Annotated in this window: 17 protein-coding genes; 3 read left to right on the top strand and 14 right to left on the bottom strand. The window is 34.8% G+C overall.

Features of this window, described 5'->3' with window-relative positions; genetic code table 11:
- Window positions 1-5 precede the first annotated feature (5 nt).
- The 12 genes from BMY56_RS11060 to serS form a co-directional block, all read right to left on the bottom strand.
- Window positions 6-461 (bottom strand): DUF1801 domain-containing protein, encoded by a 456-nt coding sequence (locus BMY56_RS11060; RefSeq protein WP_091623958.1) that lies wholly within the window; start codon window positions 459-461, stop codon window positions 6-8.
- A gap of 1 nt (window position 462) precedes the next feature.
- Window positions 463-1,407 carry a 2-hydroxyacid dehydrogenase gene (locus BMY56_RS11055; RefSeq protein WP_091623955.1) on the bottom strand — a complete coding sequence of 315 codons (945 nt, stop codon included), beginning with the start codon at window positions 1,405-1,407 and terminating at the stop codon, window positions 463-465.
- Window positions 1,408-1,418: 11 nt separating this feature from the next.
- Window positions 1,419-1,784, bottom strand: coding sequence for a cupin domain-containing protein (locus BMY56_RS11050; RefSeq protein ID WP_091623953.1), 366 nt, complete (start codon window positions 1,782-1,784; stop codon window positions 1,419-1,421).
- A gap of 141 nt (window positions 1,785-1,925) precedes the next feature.
- Window positions 1,926-3,278, bottom strand: coding sequence for a magnesium transporter (mgtE, locus tag BMY56_RS11045; protein ID WP_091623950.1), 1,353 nt, complete (start codon window positions 3,276-3,278; stop codon window positions 1,926-1,928).
- On the bottom strand, window positions 3,265-4,131 hold the full coding sequence (gene rsmA / locus BMY56_RS11040) for a 16S rRNA (adenine(1518)-N(6)/adenine(1519)-N(6))-dimethyltransferase RsmA (protein ID WP_091623948.1): 867 nt from the start codon (window positions 4,129-4,131) through the stop codon (window positions 3,265-3,267). The genes mgtE and rsmA overlap by 14 nt, the downstream gene beginning before the upstream one ends.
- Before the next feature lie 20 nt (window positions 4,132-4,151).
- The gene (locus tag BMY56_RS19070) at window positions 4,152-4,784 is read right to left on the bottom strand and encodes a DUF4286 family protein (RefSeq protein WP_177170957.1); all 633 of its coding nucleotides are present in this window, start codon (window positions 4,782-4,784) and stop codon (window positions 4,152-4,154) included.
- Between the two features lie 87 nt (window positions 4,785-4,871).
- Window positions 4,872-6,659, bottom strand: a complete 1,788-nt coding sequence (locus BMY56_RS11030; protein ID WP_091623945.1) for a tetratricopeptide repeat protein — start codon at window positions 6,657-6,659, stop codon at window positions 4,872-4,874.
- Between the two features lie 68 nt (window positions 6,660-6,727).
- A complete protein-coding gene (locus tag BMY56_RS11025; protein WP_091623942.1) occupies window positions 6,728-7,372 on the bottom strand; it encodes a YdeI/OmpD-associated family protein in 645 nt (214 codons plus the stop codon).
- A gap of 83 nt (window positions 7,373-7,455) precedes the next feature.
- Entirely contained in the window at window positions 7,456-7,782 is a 327-nt protein-coding gene (locus tag BMY56_RS11020) for a DMT family transporter (protein WP_091624478.1), read from the bottom strand.
- 138 nt (window positions 7,783-7,920) lie between these two features.
- A complete protein-coding gene (locus BMY56_RS11015) occupies window positions 7,921-8,325 on the bottom strand; it encodes an OsmC family protein (protein ID WP_091623940.1) in 405 nt (134 codons plus the stop codon).
- An 88-nt stretch (window positions 8,326-8,413) separates the two neighbouring features.
- On the bottom strand, window positions 8,414-9,475 hold the full coding sequence (locus tag BMY56_RS11010) for an acyltransferase family protein (protein WP_091623937.1): 1,062 nt from the start codon (window positions 9,473-9,475) through the stop codon (window positions 8,414-8,416).
- A gap of 222 nt (window positions 9,476-9,697) precedes the next feature.
- Window positions 9,698-10,969 carry a serine--tRNA ligase gene (serS, locus tag BMY56_RS11005; protein ID WP_091623934.1) on the bottom strand — a complete coding sequence of 424 codons (1,272 nt, stop codon included), beginning with the start codon at window positions 10,967-10,969 and terminating at the stop codon, window positions 9,698-9,700.
- Between the two features lie 79 nt (window positions 10,970-11,048).
- Between serS and BMY56_RS11000 the strand changes: the two genes are divergently transcribed.
- The gene (locus BMY56_RS11000; RefSeq protein ID WP_091623932.1) at window positions 11,049-11,429 is read left to right on the top strand and encodes a VOC family protein; all 381 of its coding nucleotides are present in this window, start codon (window positions 11,049-11,051) and stop codon (window positions 11,427-11,429) included.
- 5 nt (window positions 11,430-11,434) lie between these two features.
- Here BMY56_RS11000 and BMY56_RS10995 read toward each other — a convergent pair whose 3' ends face one another.
- Together BMY56_RS10995 and BMY56_RS10990 are read right to left on the bottom strand one after the other, a co-directional pair.
- Complete coding sequence (locus tag BMY56_RS10995; protein WP_091623929.1) at window positions 11,435-12,769, bottom strand: HTTM domain-containing protein; 1,335 nt, start codon at window positions 12,767-12,769, stop codon at window positions 11,435-11,437.
- Window position 12,770: 1 nt separating this feature from the next.
- Entirely contained in the window at window positions 12,771-13,697 is a 927-nt protein-coding gene (locus tag BMY56_RS10990) for a bifunctional riboflavin kinase/FAD synthetase (RefSeq protein ID WP_091623926.1), read from the bottom strand.
- A 52-nt stretch (window positions 13,698-13,749) separates the two neighbouring features.
- Here BMY56_RS10990 and BMY56_RS10985 point away from each other — a divergent pair, with 52 nt between their 5' ends.
- Together BMY56_RS10985 and BMY56_RS10980 are read left to right on the top strand one after the other, a co-directional pair.
- Window positions 13,750-17,514, top strand: coding sequence for a zinc-dependent metalloprotease (locus tag BMY56_RS10985; RefSeq protein ID WP_091623924.1), 3,765 nt, complete (start codon window positions 13,750-13,752; stop codon window positions 17,512-17,514).
- Complete coding sequence (locus tag BMY56_RS10980; RefSeq protein ID WP_245737200.1) at window positions 17,511-18,197, top strand: hypothetical protein; 687 nt, start codon at window positions 17,511-17,513, stop codon at window positions 18,195-18,197. Before BMY56_RS10985 ends, BMY56_RS10980 begins: the two co-directional genes overlap by 4 nt.
- The last annotated feature ends 1 nt before the right edge of the window (window position 18,198 follow it).

The raw sequence follows: 18,198 nt of genomic DNA, 5'->3' as shown, positions 1-18,198 counted from the left end.
TTATTTTATTTCTTTATATTTTTCTCATACAAGGTAATCCAATCCTTAGTTGTCACCTTAGTGCATAATTCTCCAATTAGGGTATAGGGAATGTCATTTAAGTTTTTAAACCGAATGCAACTTTTACCCATGTTTAGTTTGAGTTTACAATGCTTCGGATATTCTGCAACAAACCAGTCTAATAAATTAGTGTTGGCGTAAATACCAGAATGATATAGCGCTATAAAATTCTTTTGTGATGCCAGGTTGATGAACGGTAAGGGTAATTCTGGGTTTACATGATACCCAGGCGGATACACTGAATGTGGTACAACATATCCCAGCATACCATAGCTTAGTTGCTCTTTAAACCCCTGTGGTAAATTTTGTAAAATAACAGTGCGTATTTTTTCAATCACTTCACGACGTTCTCGAGGAAGTTGGTCCACATAATCTTTAGGTGAATTGGCGACATATTTCATTTTAAGCAATAAATTTTGCTTTTATTTTATTGACTATAGTTTGGGCTAATTTTACTTTACTTTCAACCGTCCAACCAGCTACGTGGGGTGAAAGTATTACTTGGTCAGAGTTTATTAAATATTGAAAGGCGTCAGGTAAATTATTCTCTGAAAACATATTCTCGAAAGAAGCTTTTTCATACTCTAATACATCTAACCCCGCACCTAGAACTTTACCAGATTTCAATGATTCTACCAAATCTGAGGTTATGATACATTTTCCTCTAGCGGTATTTATAATCCAAATAGGATTTTGAAACTTTTCCAGAAATACGGAGTTTATCATTCCGATTGTCAATTCTGTTTGAGGTACATGTAAACTTACTACATCAACACGATTTTGAAATTCCATAATCCCAACTTGACGCGCATTTTCATCTTCTACACCGCCTTGTATATCATAGCAGATAACTTCTTCAACATCAAAACCTATTAGCTTTTTAGCAAAGGCTTTGCCCATATTACCATAGCCAATAATACCAACTATTTTACCTTCTAATTCTAAGCCTCTATTGCCTTCACGGTCCCATTTGCCACTTCTCACTTCTCGGTCAGCGGAATTTAATTTATTAAATAGGGATAACAGCATACCCAAGGCGTGCTCACCAACTGCATTTCGATTACCTTCTGGGGCAGCAGCAAGAAATATGCCTAGAGATTTGGCATATTTTGTGTCAATATTTTCGAGTCCGGCACCTAATCGACCAATAAATTTAAGATTCTTCGCCTTGTCTAAAAATTGAGAGTCTATAGTAAATCGACTACGAATTATTAAACCATCGTACTGGTCAATTTTGTTTTCAATTTCTTTTTTAGATGAGGAGTAATCTTCATCGTTCTGAAAACCTAATTCAGAAAATTGTTCAATAATTAGTGGGTGGTTAACATCGACGTGTAATATTTTCATTTAATAGGGGATTATATTTTTGGGTAATCGGTTTGAGTTAAATATGTTTCAACCTTTCCCGTATGGTTTGTAGTTAATTTTTCAAATAATAATACCTGAACCTCTTCGTTGTTTTTTGTTTTTGGGCAATGTTCAACTCCTTTCGGTACAATAATAATTTCACCTTCATTTACCACTTCCGTATGGTCTCTAAACTGCATATAAAGCGTTCCTTTTATAACTTGAAATAGTTCATCTTCATTATCATGGGCATGCCAAACGAATTCACCTTTTAACTTTGCCAACAATACTTGCATATTATCTACTATACCTATTTGGTGTGGATGCCAATGGGCATCAACCAACTCATATTTGTTTTTAAGATTTATGCTATTCATTAGTGCGAGCTATTTTTAATACTATAGCTGGTACCAGCTATAGTATTTAGAGAATACAGTTACTACTCATTCAATCTTAGTAAAAATGTATATAGTAAGTTACGAAAGGCAGGCCTATTTTAAAACTTCATTGGCTTGTTTTTAAATGCCCAATATAAGTTTCGCAATTGAAAAGTAAATTAAAATACCAAAAATATCATTACTGGTAGTTATAAAAGGTCCTGTTGCGATTGCTGGGTCAATACCTCTTTTGTCAAGAAATAAGGGCACAAAAGTACCGATAAACCCAGCTACAACGATAACTGCTATAAGTGAAATAGAGATTGCCAAAGAGGTTAAGAAATCCCCTTTCCAGACCCAAGTAAATACTAATAATAGACATGATAAAATAAATCCGTTTAATAGGGCAAGTAGCATTTCTTTGATCAAACGGTTACTTATGCTTCCCTTTATATCATCGTTTGCCAAACCCTGTACGATAATAGCGCTAGATTGAACACCTACATTACCAGCCATTGCCGCTATTAAAGGTGTAAATAAGAACAATACGGTATACTCACGAAACATTTCTTCAAAACCACCCATAATAACGGCTGCCGCGGCACCTCCAAAGAGGCCTAAAATCAACCATGGTAAACGTGCACGGGTAAGCTCCCAAATGCTTGCATCTGCTTCAACATCTTGCGATATACCTGCAGCCATTTGATAATCACGCTCGGCCTCTTCCTTAATAACATCAATAATGTCGTCAATCGTGATACGCCCTACAAGCCTACCGATCTCATCAATTACAGGTATAGCCTCTAAGTCATACTTGCTCATAATACGAGCTACCTCTTCGGGGTCTTCATTTACGTTGACCGAATCTACGTTCTTAATAAAAATATCCTTAATATGTGTTTTGGTAGAAGTAGTCAATAGATCTTTTAAGGATAGCCGTCCCTTAAGCTTGTCTTCATCATCAACTACATAAATGGAGTGAACACGGGTTACATTTTCAGCTTGTGCCCGCATTTCTTTAACACAGGTCAATACATTCCAGTTCTCGTTGACTTTTACAAGCTCTTTGGCCATTAGTCCACCAGCAGAATTTTCTGCATAACGCAATAAGTCTACTATATCTTTGGCGTGTTCCCTATCCTCAATTTTAGAGATAACATCCTGTACTTGCTCTTTTGGGAGCTCACCAATTATATCTGCTGCGTCATCGGTATCAAGTTCTCCCAGTTCACTGGCAATTTCTTTGGAAGAAAGATTTCCTAAGATAGCCTCGCGAACATCCTCATCTAATTCTGTAAGAATATCAGAGGTTTTGTCGCTATCCAATAACTTTATCAGATAGGTAGCTTCATCATTATCTAGTTCATTGATAATCTCAGCAATATCAGCATAATGAACATCTTGAAACAATGCGATTAGTTCAGCATTATTTTTATTTTCTATGTGCTGTTCTATATTCTTTACAAGTTCTTCGGTGAGTTTAAAGGGTGTCATTTGCTATCTTCTTCGTCAATGCTATAAAATCTGCTACGGACAGTTGTTCTGGCCTTAGGTCAAATATAGTATCTTCTTTGAGAATATCTGAAAGGTCAAAGGTTTTTAAACTATTACGTAACGTCTTTCTACGTTGGTTAAAAGCTGTTTTTACCACTCTATGAAACAGTTGCTCATCACAAGAAAGTTCAAAGTCTTCTTTACGTGTTAAACGTAAAACTCCTGATTGCACTTTTGGTGGTGGGTCGAATACATCTGGTTGTACCGTAAAAAGATATTCTGCATCATAAAATGCTTGAACCAAAACTGATAGAATGCCATAAGCCTTACTTCCTTCTTTAGAACAAATACGTTGGGCTACTTCTTTTTGAAACATACCAGAGAATTCTGGAACTTGATCTCTCAATTCTAGCATTTTAAACACAATTTGGGTGGAGATATTATATGGGAAGTTACCTGTAATACCAAATTGCTCTGTGCCAAATAAAGTTTGAATATCAAAATTCAAGAAATCGGCCTCAATGACCTTAAATGAGCCATCACCTTCAAATACCCTCGGATGCTCTAATGGAAAGGTCTGATTTAGATATTTAATAGACTCTGAATCTAAATCCATCGCTATTAAATTACTGTTTCGTAGAAGTAGGTATTTGGTTAAAACCCCTGTACCAGGACCAATTTCTATAACATTATGATATTCTTTTTGTAAAAGTGTATCGGCAATTTGTTTGGCAATATCTTCATCTTTTAAAAAATGCTGACCTAAGTATTTCTTGGCTTTTACTGGTCCTTTCTCTTGATGCTTTTTATGAGCATACGTATCACTTTTATTCTTTTTCCTTTTCGTTCCCATAAAATGTTCTTAAGCCAAACTTATTTTGCAATATATGCCCATGCATTTTTACCAGATGCCAATTGAATTTGAATTCGTTCGTAGGCCTCACCTTCGTAAATATCAGCTTTTTGTAATTCTTGATGAGATAGCGTATAGACTTGCCCTTTAATACTATCTTCTTGTTGTCCGGTGTAATGCAACGTAGGATATAGGTCTGCTACTTTTTTGTCCGAAAGAATATACAGTGGTAATTCATCTTCAAAACCAGTTAAGGGTCTTGAAAAAACTCCTAATTGCACTTCTCTTTCTTGCAATGTACCATAGGTAAACAAGTAATGTGTAGCTGTGGCGCGCTGCACGAAGTATTCATCTATAACCTCTAACTCAGTTTTAAAGGAAACCAATTTACCTGCAAAATTTCGTTGAATACTATCTATTAACTTAGTAGCATCTTCCTCATAATATCGTTCTAAAGTAGCTTTATCCTTTACTGTATATTGAACCGAATAAGTGAAACCACCCATGTCTTCTTCAATCAATACTTTTGTGAATTTTGCACTTAGAAACTTACCGGTAGATAGTACTTCTGGTATATGAATTTCTTTCATCCATTTTACCCAGGTATCATGACTGGTTTCTTCAATATTGGTGGTTACGTTATAAATGTACATACGTTAAATTCAGTTTCTTCCGTAAAATCAAATGTCAGATACAAAGTTAAATGAACAGTATCTTAAATATAATTGTGAAGATATTTTTTAATTAATAGAGTCGCCCCTTAATATTCTAAAGTTCTTTCGTGCTTGTGGAAAATAATAACTGTCTTGATAATTGTAAATTATTTTTTCATACTGTTCTTTAGCTTTTGCGGTGTCTTTGTAAATTTTTCTGTAGAGCTCGCCCAAAGCATAATATGCATCATCGGCCAAAATACCATTTCCATAAAAGGCGATTATTTTTTGATAGTTTAATTGAGCCTCATCATATTTTTTTAGCAACTCATATAATTGAGCTTGCTTTAGTAACGCATCATCTTCAATTTTTTCGCCCTTATGGTTTTCAAGAATATCGTTAAGGACAATAATAGCATCTTCAGTTTTATTTTGATACGCCAGAAAGTCTGCTCGTGCATATTTTTTCAAAGCTGTTTGGGTAGAATCTTCTAAAGAATTATCTGAAATCAATAAGCTTAATTGCATCGCATCATTGGCAATCAATTGTGAAGTTGAACTTCTTAAAACTTTTAACTGGGTCAAGGCCCAATCAAAATCTCCTTTATAAAAACTAGTTTGGGCAACTTTATAGCGGGCATCTTGCCCTAGAACGTCATTCTTTAGTTTTTGCTGTATCTGTGAGAAATAAATAAGTGCTTCGTTGAATTTTTTGTCATAGACCAAAATATCACCCAAAGCTAATTTTAGATATGCAGTTCCACGGTCGCTCAAAGGAAGTTCAAGACTATTTTTTAAAAGCTTTTCTGCTGGTTGTGGTTCATTTTTTTTAAACGTGAGAAAATTTGCATAGGCTACTTGAAGTTGAAGGGTCTGTGCCTTATAGCCGTAGATATCTATAAGTTGGTCATATCTCTTCCTAATTATTTCTAATTGACTTTGAGAGGCATTTATTAACTCAATATCGATTAGGTTTAATTCTGCATCTAATTTGGTGATTTCATTGTTGGTATTGCCGATGATATAGCTATAAATATCTTTAGCGACTTCGTAATCTTCAGCTTCTAAGGCATTATCACCCAAATTTTCTAAACGCACAGTAGAACTGCCATCTATACGTTTAAATATGGCTTTTTCTTGTCTGAAGGCACTACTGTATTGATTTTGCTGGGTAAAAAGCCAGCTAAGTAATTCGTTCCAAATAATGTCAGGGTTTTTCTGAGCTCGTTCTAGTAGTACTTTCTTTAAAATAATATTATTGGTATCCTCAGGATTTTCTGAAACGAAATCGTCGATACTCCTTAAAATATTCGATTTTGAAGTTTTTCCGTCCATAACCAAATTCAGGTAGGCATTGTACATTGCTTCAACATTACCTTGCTCGCCATAAATACGTGCCAATTGAAAGTTGAAATCTAATGCTGGGTTAAGCTGCATTGATTTTTCATAAGCGCTTATCGCCATATCTAAAAGGCTATACTTTTGAAACTGTAGACCGATTGCATAACCGTAATTCGGATTTTTAGGAATAATGTCTAAGGCTTGATCATAATAATTTTGTGCCATTTCTGGCTGCTCTTGAAGGGCGTGATTATATCCTAAATCTACCAATAAAGTAGGGTAGGGGTTGCGATCTTTTAAACGTGTCTTAATAAATTCACCTGCGTCTTCGTAGCGTTCTAATTGTTGGTAGCAGGCGACTAAATCTTGTGCATATTCTGTTCGTCGTGGATTTTTCTCCACTAATTTCTCGTAGAAAACCACTGCTTTTTCAAAATCGCCATCAGCGAAATATTGCTTTGCCAAAAAATCATCTTGAGCCCAAGAAAAAGTGGCCAGTGATAAATACGAAATAAGGAAAATTAAGATACGCATATTCAAAGATACGTAGAATGCTATAAGATGGTATAAAAGTGATGGTAACAACACGAGTGTAAAATATTTTATTTAGAAGAGAGTTGATTATGAGAACTATCACAATTCGGCATACGCTTAGAAAGTCCGCAAATACAATCGTTTAATCCCTTACCATCAAAAATTCGTTTAGTGTTTTTTTCTATTCTTGTAAGTCGCGTTGAAGACTGTTTTGCTTGAGAAAAATGTAGTAGATACCCTTTCTTTCGCCCAGGAGTAAGATTATTGAAGGCAGTTTCAAGTTCACGATTTTCTTTAAATTTTTGCTTTAGTTCTGCAGGAAAAGCAAAATCCGTCACTTTTTTCATCGGTATTTTCCGACCAGTTTTTTCATGTTCTACCGCTTCTAGTATATAACTTTTAATTACAACTTCTAATTGATTAATCTCTTCTAAATTTATAAATCGAATTTGCCGACCAGTCTGTACATTTTCTGTTTGTTGAATCAGTATTTTCTTTGGGTCTTTTAAAAGTGCTCCTTTGTAAAATAGCAGGGCACTATATTCTTTAAAACCGTGAAGTAGTACAATGTTTTTACCTTTAAAGGTATAGCATGGATGCATCCATTTAAAATCTTCGACCAAATTACAGTCAAGAATTATCTCGCGAAGTCGGCTAAGTTCTTCTTTCCATTGGGTAAGTCCATTAAGATAATCTGTAACTTTTTTATTCATGATAATCAGATTTTCAAATTATAAACTTAAAAAAGTAGACTTTGAATCTACTTAATAGCTACTGAATCTCTAATTGCTTTAATTTAATGAGATACTACCTTTAAACCAATAATAGATCCTATGAGAGTGGTGATAAATAGAAGTCTAAGAAAAGTGGCAGGTTCTTTAAATACCACAATCCCCAATAAAACTGTGCCAACGGCTCCAATACCTGTCCAAACGACGTAAGCCGTTCCTATTGGTAGCGTTTGTGTTGCCTTCACTAAAAGAACCATGCTAATACATAGTGAAACAAAAAAGCTTATATACCATAGGTACATTTCGTTTCCTGTAGTTTCTTTGGCCTTTCCTAAACAGAAAGCAAAGACAACTTCGAATACCCCTGCAATAATTAAAATAATCCAATTCATTTTTTGGTATTTATTGTAATAGTGGTGACTCACTTTGGCTAAATCGTTGTCATGAAATTTCATTTTCAAGTTGTTAGTTCAAAGAATTTATAATGCCTACTATGTTGAAAAAATAGGGATTTTAAAACCTTCGTTTTTCTAATCTGAAATTTTTTCAATGCTACCATTTATTGTACAAGATAATTTGATAGTGTTATAAATTGTCCCGTACTTTTCAATATTTTTTTTCAGTAAGTCTATATTTAAGTTATTGTCTTTGCTATGTACTTTTAGTATATAGTTAATCTCGTCCATTCTGGCAGGTTTTTCGAAACGTGTTGCCTTTACCGATATTTCAGCAGTGGTATATTCAAAATGCATAAGAATCGAGAAACGTTCAACATTTTTAAGAATACAAGATGAAAATGAGCCTAAAAATAATTCTGCTGGGTTTGGTAGGCTCTCATCTGTTTCTGGGGTAATCCCAAATTCAATGCTTGTTTGTTTTATGGCTATTGTAGCACTTGTTTTTGAGGCTGAGTATGCTGTTGTATAGTATTCCATAGTTTAGATATCGTTATAATTTATTAATTGGAAAGTCTCATAATATACATTACTAAAGCTAAACCAATAAAGAAAGGAATATTATCAATTAGCTACCAATTAGATATCTACTATATTTTGGAAAAATTCTTTTTACAATAAAAGTTACCATTAGGGAAAAGAGAAATACAATTGATGCAACGATGAAATATAATATAAATGAATTTGGGGTAAATGAAAAATCAATTTCCATTTTAATACGTCCTAAAAGATAAATGACAATCCCATGAATAAAAAATATGCCAAAACTATTGGTAGCTATTATTTCAAAAAAACGAAGTTTATAGTTTTCAATACGATTTAGAAAAAGCATAAAAAAGAGACAAAGGAGAAGTTTCTGAATTATCATTAAATCCATCCCACCGTAAATAAAGGGCGATTTGTGATAATTACCCAACTCGCCAATGTATGCCTGATATATTGCTAGTGTAAGTGCAAGGCCTAATATATAAAATTCTTTTTCTTTAAATTTAATATAAATAACATCTTTCTTTTCTGAGGATAAGATGCCCAATAAATAAATAGGTGTAAAAAATAAAACATTCTGAAAAACAGAAAACGCATTTGATTCGATACCCCTGTGCATAAAAATTGAACAAATTAGGAGCAAAATGGTAATTAATATCTGGGTTTTAAAATTAAGTTTTATGAATCTGATAAAAAGAGGTGATAGTAAGAAAATGATTAAAATAAAAGGGATATACCAGTAGCCAATAAAATTTTTATCAACTCCGGTGAGGTAATGACGAAATATTGGAAAGGAAAAAAGTTCATTATAACGTTTTGTAATTGAGCTTGATGAAGAAATGCCTGCAATACAAATTCTAAGAAGTAAATAGGCTATTGGTAGTGTTGATAATATTAAGTATGGTAATAAAACGTATTTAGTTTTTTTTATTAAAAACAGCCTATATTGAAATTTCGCGTAAAAAATATGGTGAAACAAAAAACCAGAAATAAACACAAAAAAAGACGTTCCTCCTAGAGTCAAGTTATGAATTGTATTACCTAAGACTGAATTATAAGAAAAATCAGCTAGACCTAAACAATGTCCAAAAACGATGAGAATTATTGAAATACCTCTAAAATAGTTTAATGAGTTTAAATACATTTATTTAATCTAACCTTTGTATGAATTTTTAGAGAGCAGAGAGAAAATGGGTACGGGGGTTTTTGTTCAGGAAATTTAAAATAAAGTCATGTCTGGATGATTTGCCGAAATGGTACGGTAAATGAGTAAATGCCACTAGCAATGAAATCATTTTAGAAATAATCCAGATATGAACAAGATAATACCATCATAGATAGCATTATTAGTCTCCCAAGTATGTGGTTAATCAATCATATTAAATCCACAATAAGGTACTAATACATCTGGTATTCTAATACCTTCAGGGGTTTGGTAATTTTCTAAAATACCTGCCAAAACACGAGGTAAAGCTAAAGAGCTACCGTTTAAGGTATGTGCTAATTGATTTTTTCCGTTTTCATCCTTATACCTCAATTTTAATCTATTGGCTTGGTATGTTTCGAAATTCGAAACAGAGCTAATTTCTAGCCAACGGTCTTGTGCTGTAGAAAACACTTCAAAATCAAAGGTAAGAGCGGCTGTAAACCCTAAATCACCACCACAAAGGCGAAGAATACGATATGGTAATTTTAATTCCCTTAAAATATTTTTCACATGTTCTACCATGCCATCTAAAGCTTCATAAGACTTCGCTGGATGTTCTACACGAACAATTTCAACCTTATCAAACTGATGTAAACGGTTCAGACCACGTACATGCGCACCATAACTACCTGCTTCCCTCCTAAAACATGGTGTATAGCCCGTATAGGTTATCGGAAAATCACTTTCATTTACAATTACATCCCTAAAAATATTGGTAACAGGTACCTCTGCAGTAGGTATTAAATAAAGGTCATCTGCGGTTACGTGATACATTTGCCCTTCTTTATCAGGTAATTGCCCTGTTCCATAGCCAGATAATTCGTTTACTAAATGAGGTACTTGAATTTCTGTATAACCCGCTTCTATATTTTTATTTAAAAAGTAATTTATTAATGCTCGCTGTAAACGGGCTCCTTTTCCTTTGTACACGGGAAATCCGGCTCCTGCTATTTTTACTCCTAATTCAAAATCGATAATGTCGTATTTTTTAGCCAATTCCCAATGTGGCTGGGCTCCTGCATCTAAGGTAGGTATGTCACCTTCTTTATAAATTTCTTCATTATCGACTTCGGATGAACCTTTCCTAACAGAGGTGTGTGGTGTATTCGGTATCTGATATAGCAATGCTTGAAGCTCTTCTTCGACAGTATTCAAATCTTCAGCCAGTTGTTTAGATTCGTCTTTTAAATGGACTGTTTTCTCTTTTAATATATTGGCCTCCTTAGCCTTTCCTGTTTTGTACAATGCACCAATTTCTTTGGAAAGGGAATTGGATTCAGCTAAGACATTATCTAATTGGGTTTGAGTAGTACGTCTTTTTTCATCCAATTGAAGAACATTGTCCAAGAGGGTATGAGCGTCAATATTTCTTTTTCCAAGGGCAAGGACAATTTCTTCTTTATTCTCCCGTATGGTCTGTAATTGTAACATTTTAGGTTGTATTTGACTACAAATTTACGTTAATCTTAGTTTTAAATTAGATACTTTTATGGTCTAATCATCGATTAAAATGACTTTTGAACACTTTGCATTAAATGTGATTGATATTAACGGGGTGGTTAATTGGTACTGTACCCATTTAGGGCTAACGATAGCGAACCAACAAAGGGAATCTCCATACATGACTTTTTTGGCCGATAGTACAGATCGTGTAGTTATTGAATTTTATAAGCGAGAAGACGAATTAGCTGAGGATTTTAGTAATAGGCACCCATTAACGTTCCATATAGCTTTTGTTTCTGAAAATGCAGAAGAGGACAAACAACGATTACTCAATGCTGGGGCTAGCTATTTTGAAGAAATTTTAAAGGAAGATGGTAGTCATTTGGTAATGTTACGAGATCCTTGGGGTATGCCGCTTCAACTTTGCCAGCGTGCTTTAAAATTCTAGTAAAATCAGTTAGTACTTGCCTCAATATTAGAAGGTAAAATCCATAGGTGATGCTGTAGTCTTTTCCAAGGTACTGCCGCCAAGTCGGTGGTGGAATCTATAAATGGCACATAAGGTTTTCGGTTAATGCTGATTTGAGAATCTTCTAAATACACGGCAACGTCCATATTCTTATTTTCAAAATCAATTTTTAAATATTGAGCGAATTGCCATGCAAAATCTGGATAGGCAAACACTTTTCGTTCTTGGCTTGCCGTAAGGTAATCTTTAGGTATTATCTCAAATATTTGTTTGGTATTTTTATTAACGACCTTAAAATTACCTTTGCCAATTCTGCTGCGTAACATCATTCGCCAGCTCATTCGATGACCTTCTTCTGTCCATAAAACATCATCTTCAATAACATAATGCCTAACAGGTAGCAATAACTGAGCTATAAAATATATAGACATGAGTAACAGTAGGCTGTTTTTGTAATTTGGAACTATAGTATTGTTTAAACTGATAAATGGTTGTTTTGATTTAAAGAATGTGCTTTGTATGGTTTTTGGTTCAAAAAAGAATACACTGAAGGCAATTGATAAATAAGGAAAAATACCGATTTGAAATATAATAGAATTGAATAAATGAAAAATTATAGAGGTAAAAAAAGCCGCCCTTCTTGTTGGTTTGAAAAGTAAAGCCGGCACAATAAGTAAGTCGAAGAGTATACCTGCCGTACCTATAATACTATGTAACCAAGGTTGTTGCAAAACTTCACCGATTAACCAGTAATCTCTTCTTGGGTGCATTAATACTTTAATCATACTGAAGTCTAACCAGTCTCCGTACATTTTAGCAAAAGATGCGTATGCGTAAACTATAAACAATTGAAGAACAATAGTCCATTTTACATAACTATACATAGAGTTGGTCTCTAGGTTTGGATTTAGTTTTGCATCAATTGATTTTGCTTTTTCTGCAGGAAAAAAGCACATCAAAAAGGAAATTAAAATGAGGAGATAATAATGGTTGTTATAGGCAGTCTTTTGCATTAAATAGGTTACTGCCCAAAGCAAGGTAAACGTAATTATGCTCACTCGATATTTAAAACCTAAAGCTATACATAGACCTAAAAGGCCCATAAGGCTAAAATAGAAATACATGCCTGATCCAGGTAATGGTTGTAACCAATCAAAATCTATAAAAGGAAAATTGTATTTAGGATCTATAAGATTTCTTTTAACCCATCCTGTAGCGATTGCCCCAAAACATTCAAGAGATATTAAAATGCCGAAAAATATACGAAAAATGATCAGTGGGCTATTATCTATCTTTTGAAATAATAACTTGTTAAACATTTTATCGCTGTATATATTGGAGAGATTTTTCTTTGTCTTTTGCCAATTGCGCTTTTAAACCATCTATCGATTCAAATTTGTGTTCGTCACGTAAGCGCGATAAAATATCTACCTGTATCTTTTTATCATAAAGGTCGGAATCAAAGTCGAAAAAATTGATTTCTATAGTCTTTTCTGTACCATTTACTGTTGGGTTGAAGCCTATATTCATCATGCCATAAACCGTGGTTACGTCTAGCTCAGTTTTAACTATATATGCGCCATTTTTAGGTATAAGTTTGTAGTCTTCTGTAATTGATAGGTTTGCTGTTGGGTAGCCTAGCTGCTTGCCAATTCCTTTTCCTCTTACAATTGTACCTGTAAGCATATATTCATAGCCTAAATAACTATTTGCCGTATCTATATCGCCATCCTCTAAGGCTTTTCTGATTTTAGTAGAACTTACAGATACGTCGTCAATTTCTTGTGCAGGAATTTCATCTACGGTAAAATCTAACGCATTTCCGAAAGCAATTAGGTCTGTAATATTGGCATTTCTATTTCGGCCAAATCTATGGTCATAACCGATAATAACTTTTTTAATGTTCAATTTGTTCACTAAAATGTCACGAACAAATTCTGTAGCGGTAAGTCTAGAAAACTCTACTGTAAACGGATGAATAATTAAAACATCTAATCCAAGTCGTTCTAAGATGCTAATTTTTTCGTCTATTGTATTCAATAGTTTAATATCGGCATCTTTCTGTAAAACCATTCTTGGATGAGGAAAAAAGGTAAGCACTGCAGATTTTAGTTCAGTGCTCTTGGCATGGTTTATGACTTTATTAAGTATTTTTAGGTGACCTATATGCACCCCATCAAAAGTGCCAATAGTAATGACTGTGGGATATTCTTCTTTATATTTGGAAATGTTGCGGACTGTTATCACCTATGATAGAAAATAAAAAGACTTATATTTGATTTGAGATAAAATCCTCTTAATGATTGTAAAATTACGCCTAGTTTTTTCAATTACCATACTATTTCTTTCCTTTTACGGGGTGGCTCAATCTACATATTGGAAAAATACGGAATTAAATGCAAGCGCTAAACAATTATCTAAGCAACGTTTACGAGTAGATAAAGGTCGGGCATTTACTTTGAATCAAGAACAATTTTTAAATACGCTGTCTGTAAAATCAAGTTCTAAAATAATTTATTTTCCAGATGAGCAAGGTAATTTGGTTCCTTTTCAGGTGGAAGAGGCTAATGTTTTTTCGGAAGGTCTTGCAAAGAAGTTCCCTACTATAAAGTCATATAAAGGTGTAGCATTACATAACTCTACCAAGCAAGTTCGTTTTAGTGTTTCAGGTAAGGGCATTCAAAGTATGATTAGCACGCCAGGGGAACACGGAGCACTATTTATGCAAAAGTCAACCGATGACATCTATGTTCTTTATAGAAGAACCGAACAAGAAGAAAGTGATCTTCACTTTGTCTGTAGTACCATGCCAGAGGTTATGGAATATTCTCAGAATTTAACTGCAAAATTAGTCGATGATCAAACCCTTAGAAAGTTTAGGGTTGCCATTTCAGCCTCTGGGGAGTATACTCAATTTCATGGTGGTACAAAGGTTGATGCTCTCGCCGCAATTAACGCGACCTTGACAAGAATAAATGGGATTTTTGAACGTGATTTGGCAATTACCCTTGAATTAATCGATAATACCGATTTGGTAATTTATACTGATCCCGAAACTGATCCCTACACCGGTAGTTTAAGTGCTCAAGTTCAAAATACACTAACTAGTATTATAGGTGAAGCTAATTATGACATAGGGCATCTGTTTAACCAACAGGATAATACTTTAGATGGTAATTCTGGCTTTATAGGGGCGGTTTGTACAGATAATAGAAAGGGTAGTGGTTATACGACTTTGTCATCGCCTACTGGTGATGCGTTCGATATTGATTTGGTTGCACATGAAATGGGGCATCAATTTGGGGCCAACCATTCTTTTTCACATATTTCTGAAGGTACCACCGTGCAGGTAGAGCCAGCCAGTGGAACAACTATAATGGGCTACGCAGGTATTGCAGGTAATAATAACGTGGCAGCCAATAGCGATGATTATTTTCATTATGTGAGTGTGGTACAAATAAGAGATTATCTACAAACTGTTTCTTGTGGACAAACTCAGGTATTGACCAATTCACCACCAACGTTACTTCCGTTGTCTAACTATAGTATACCTAAAGGAACGCCTTTTGTATTAACAGGGGTGGCAAATGATGTTGATACTTCAAATATACTTAGTTACACATGGGAGCAGATAGATAATGGTGTGGTTACCCAAGCCACTTTTGGGCCTAATAATCCGGCGGGTGCTAATTTTAGGTCCTTACCTCCGAGCCTTTCGCCGCAGCGTTATTTTCCAAATTTGACTCTAATTTTGAGCGGACAATTAACTGAGACATTACCTAAAGTGGGTGAAGCTTGGGAAACACTTTCGAATATAGGTCGTGAGTTAAATTTTTCATTGATGGTTCGTGACAATGCATTAAACGGCGGTCAATCAATTTCAGATGAGTTAAAGGTGTCCGTAATAAATGAAGCTGGGCCATTTGTTGTCACCTCACAAATTACAGAGCTATCTTTTGAGGCGGGTTCGGTACAAACGATAACTTGGGATGTAGCCAATACCAATATTGCACCGATTGGTGCTGAAACGGTATCAGTATTTTTGTCTATAGATGGTGGTTTTACGTATCCTATAACATTGGTTGAAAATACTTTAAATGATGGAAGTCAAAGCGTGATTATCCCAAACACTTCGGCCAGTGCCGGTCGTATTATGGTAAAGGCTGATAATAATATCTTCTTTGCAGTTAATGCTGCTGATTTTTCTATAACACCGTCAGAAATTGTATTGAATTTTGAGCAGGTAGTATATGATATATGCAAACCAAACGATATTAACATTCCTTTTACGTATGAGATAGGCTTAGGCTTTAATGAGCAGAGTACGTTCAGTGCTATTGAGATGCCTGCAGGTTTAACGGCGCAGTTTACTCCAGTATCTGCTGATTTTACTGATACACCTGTTATTATTGATTTTCAAGGTATTTCGAATTTATCTGTTGGTACATACCCAATTCGAGTTTTGGCTACTTCTGCGACGGTCACTAAAGAAGTAATTCTTCAGTTAAGGGTATACGATGATAATTTTGAGGCGGTGCAGTTATTGTCTCCCTTAGACGGCTTTGTAGATGCTTCAAAGGATATTATTTTACAATGGAATGCGGCATTGGGCAATACACTTTATGATGTCGAAATTTCGACTGATGCTGGTTTTTCAAATATTATAGAATCTGCTACCGTGAGTACAGATACATATTCCCCTGTACAAATAGATAATAATAGCCAATACTTCTGGAGGGTAAAACCGAAAAATGATTGTGGCGAGGGTATTTTTAGTTCAGTATTTAGCTTTACTACCATACAATTTAATTGCACGACAAAAGATGCTACAGCATTACCTATTTCTATCTCAAGTAGTGGTACACCGGTAATCAGTTCTAAAATTGTATTCTATGAAGACTTGCCTGTGGCCGATATGAATGTTGTAATCGATCTTGAACACACGTTTTTGGCCGATTTGGTTATTAGCTTAACATCACCAGCAGGTACTGTGGTTACTTTAGTTTCTAGTTCTTGTGGTGAATCGCGAAATATAAATGCCACTTTTGATGATGATAGTCCGTCGTTTAATTGTTCGATTGATCCAGCTATAAGTGGAATGGTAAAACCGCTAGGTAGTCTTAGTGCTTTTAATGGAGAATCTATACTTGGAGAATGGGTTTTAGAAGTTCGAGATAACGCACCTTCAGATGGTGGTAGCTTAAAAGTCTTTGCTCTTGAAGTTTGTGTAGAGGGTAATTTTAGGCCAGATGCGGATAACGATGGAGTTTTTGATGACGGAGACGACCTTTGTTTGGGTACACCAGAAGGTCTAGAGGTAAATGCCTCTGGATGCCCAGTTTACCGTTTTCCAGCTGAAAATTTTACTGTGAGTCTGGTTAGTGAAACATGTAGGGAAAATAATGATGGTGCATTAACCGTAATTCCGAAACTGGCCCTTGATTATCAAATAAGGGTATTAGGGAATGGACTTGATGTAACTCAGAGTTTTTCAAATTCTTTTAATTTGGCAAACTTAAGTTCTGGTGCGTATTCGCTTTGTATTACAGGAACAGATGGTAGTATTTCTTACAATGAATACTGCTTAGAGGTTCAAATAACAGAACCTGAGCCGCTAAGCGTCACATCTAAAATGGCTTTAGATGGCACGCAGATTACCCTTGAGTTGGAAGGCTCTTCTTTTTATACTATAGAGCTTAATGGAATTTCAATACAGACCGAAGAGTCAATTGTGGTTTTAGATTTAGAGAAAGGGATTAATACACTTAAGGTGTCTACTAATATTCCTTGTCAAGGAATTTATGAAGAACAAATTAGCTTTTTTGAGAAGCCAATTGTTTTTCCAAACCCTGTAGTCGATTTTGTTCAAGTTTTTTTGGGTGAGAGTGATGAAAATATTATAGTGAGAATTTTTAGTGCTGATGGAAGATTGATTTCTAATTCTAGCGAATTTGCAAAACAAGGAATAATAGAGTTAAATTTAAGTTCATTGTCTACCGGTATCTATTACTTAAAATATGAAGGGATGACTATAAAAGGGACCTCTAAAATAATTAAAGAATGATGCGCTTTTTATTTTTAGGTTTATGTATGATGATGGCTTTTACGAGCTGTAAAAAGAAGCGTACACCTTCCCCTCCAGAAGCTGTTCAATTGATATTCCCAGAGCAAAATTCTGAATGTACAACTGGTCTGAGTTTAGGGCAGGTAACTAGCCAGGTCGAATTTAGATGGTCTGCAGCAGATAATACCGAAACATATGAATTAAGAGTAACTAATACTTCTACAGGCACGGTACAAACTATTACTTCATCAACTACATCTGCAAAACTGCCATTGGCAAAAGGAGAGCAATTTTCTTGGATTGTACGCTCAAAAAATAGTCAGGTAGACCAAACGGTATCAAGTGAAGTTTGGAATTTTTATAATTCTGGTTCAAGAACTACGTTTGCCCCTTTTCCTGCAACTAATGTGAGTCCGGTATCTTCAGAAAATGTATTTAAAGATATAAACAATGAAGTTACCCTGTCTTGGAATGCATCCGATTTGGATAACGATATAGTTAGTTACGAAATTTATTTTTCTGTAGAAGCTATTCCAGTCGATTTAATTCGAACACTTCAGCCTACAGTAAATAGTATAAAGGTTTCGGTCACGGCAAATACTGTTTATTATTGGAGTATAATTGTAATCGATGCTGAAGGCAATAAATCTAATTCAGGAATTTATAATTTTAAAGTACTATAGT

This window comes from Maribacter orientalis (genome assembly GCF_900109345.1).
Taxonomy (GTDB): domain Bacteria; phylum Bacteroidota; class Bacteroidia; order Flavobacteriales; family Flavobacteriaceae; genus Maribacter; species Maribacter orientalis.
Note: the sequence above shows the minus strand (reverse complement) of the source record. Positions and strands in the feature narration are given on the sequence as shown.

Excerpts from the sequence above, each read along its gene's own strand:
- BMY56_RS11060 (WP_091623958.1), bottom strand. The coding sequence starts at position 461 with ATGAAATATGTCGCCAATTCACCTAAAGATTATGTGGACCAACTTCCT.
- BMY56_RS11055 (WP_091623955.1), bottom strand. The coding sequence starts at position 1,407 with ATGAAAATATTACACGTCGATGTTAACCACCCACTAATTATTGAACAA.
- BMY56_RS11050 (WP_091623953.1), bottom strand. The coding sequence starts at position 1,784 with ATGAATAGCATAAATCTTAAAAACAAATATGAGTTGGTTGATGCCCAT.
- mgtE (WP_091623950.1), bottom strand. The coding sequence starts at position 3,278 with ATGACACCCTTTAAACTCACCGAAGAACTTGTAAAGAATATAGAACAG.
- rsmA (WP_091623948.1), bottom strand. The coding sequence starts at position 4,131 with ATGGGAACGAAAAGGAAAAAGAATAAAAGTGATACGTATGCTCATAAA.
- BMY56_RS19070 (WP_177170957.1), bottom strand. The coding sequence starts at position 4,784 with ATGTACATTTATAACGTAACCACCAATATTGAAGAAACCAGTCATGAT.
- BMY56_RS11030 (WP_091623945.1), bottom strand. The coding sequence starts at position 6,659 with ATGCGTATCTTAATTTTCCTTATTTCGTATTTATCACTGGCCACTTTT.
- BMY56_RS11025 (WP_091623942.1), bottom strand. The coding sequence starts at position 7,372 with ATGAATAAAAAAGTTACAGATTATCTTAATGGACTTACCCAATGGAAA.
- BMY56_RS11020 (WP_091624478.1), bottom strand. The coding sequence starts at position 7,782 with ATGAATTGGATTATTTTAATTATTGCAGGGGTATTCGAAGTTGTCTTT.
- BMY56_RS11015 (WP_091623940.1), bottom strand. The coding sequence starts at position 8,325 with ATGGAATACTATACAACAGCATACTCAGCCTCAAAAACAAGTGCTACA.
- BMY56_RS11010 (WP_091623937.1), bottom strand. The coding sequence starts at position 9,475 with ATGTATTTAAACTCATTAAACTATTTTAGAGGTATTTCAATAATTCTC.
- serS (WP_091623934.1), bottom strand. The coding sequence starts at position 10,969 with ATGTTACAATTACAGACCATACGGGAGAATAAAGAAGAAATTGTCCTT.
- BMY56_RS11000 (WP_091623932.1), top strand. The coding sequence starts at position 11,049 with ATGACTTTTGAACACTTTGCATTAAATGTGATTGATATTAACGGGGTG.
- BMY56_RS10995 (WP_091623929.1), bottom strand. The coding sequence starts at position 12,769 with ATGTTTAACAAGTTATTATTTCAAAAGATAGATAATAGCCCACTGATC.
- BMY56_RS10985 (WP_091623924.1), top strand. The coding sequence starts at position 13,750 with ATGATTGTAAAATTACGCCTAGTTTTTTCAATTACCATACTATTTCTT.
- BMY56_RS10980 (WP_245737200.1), top strand. The coding sequence starts at position 17,511 with ATGATGCGCTTTTTATTTTTAGGTTTATGTATGATGATGGCTTTTACG.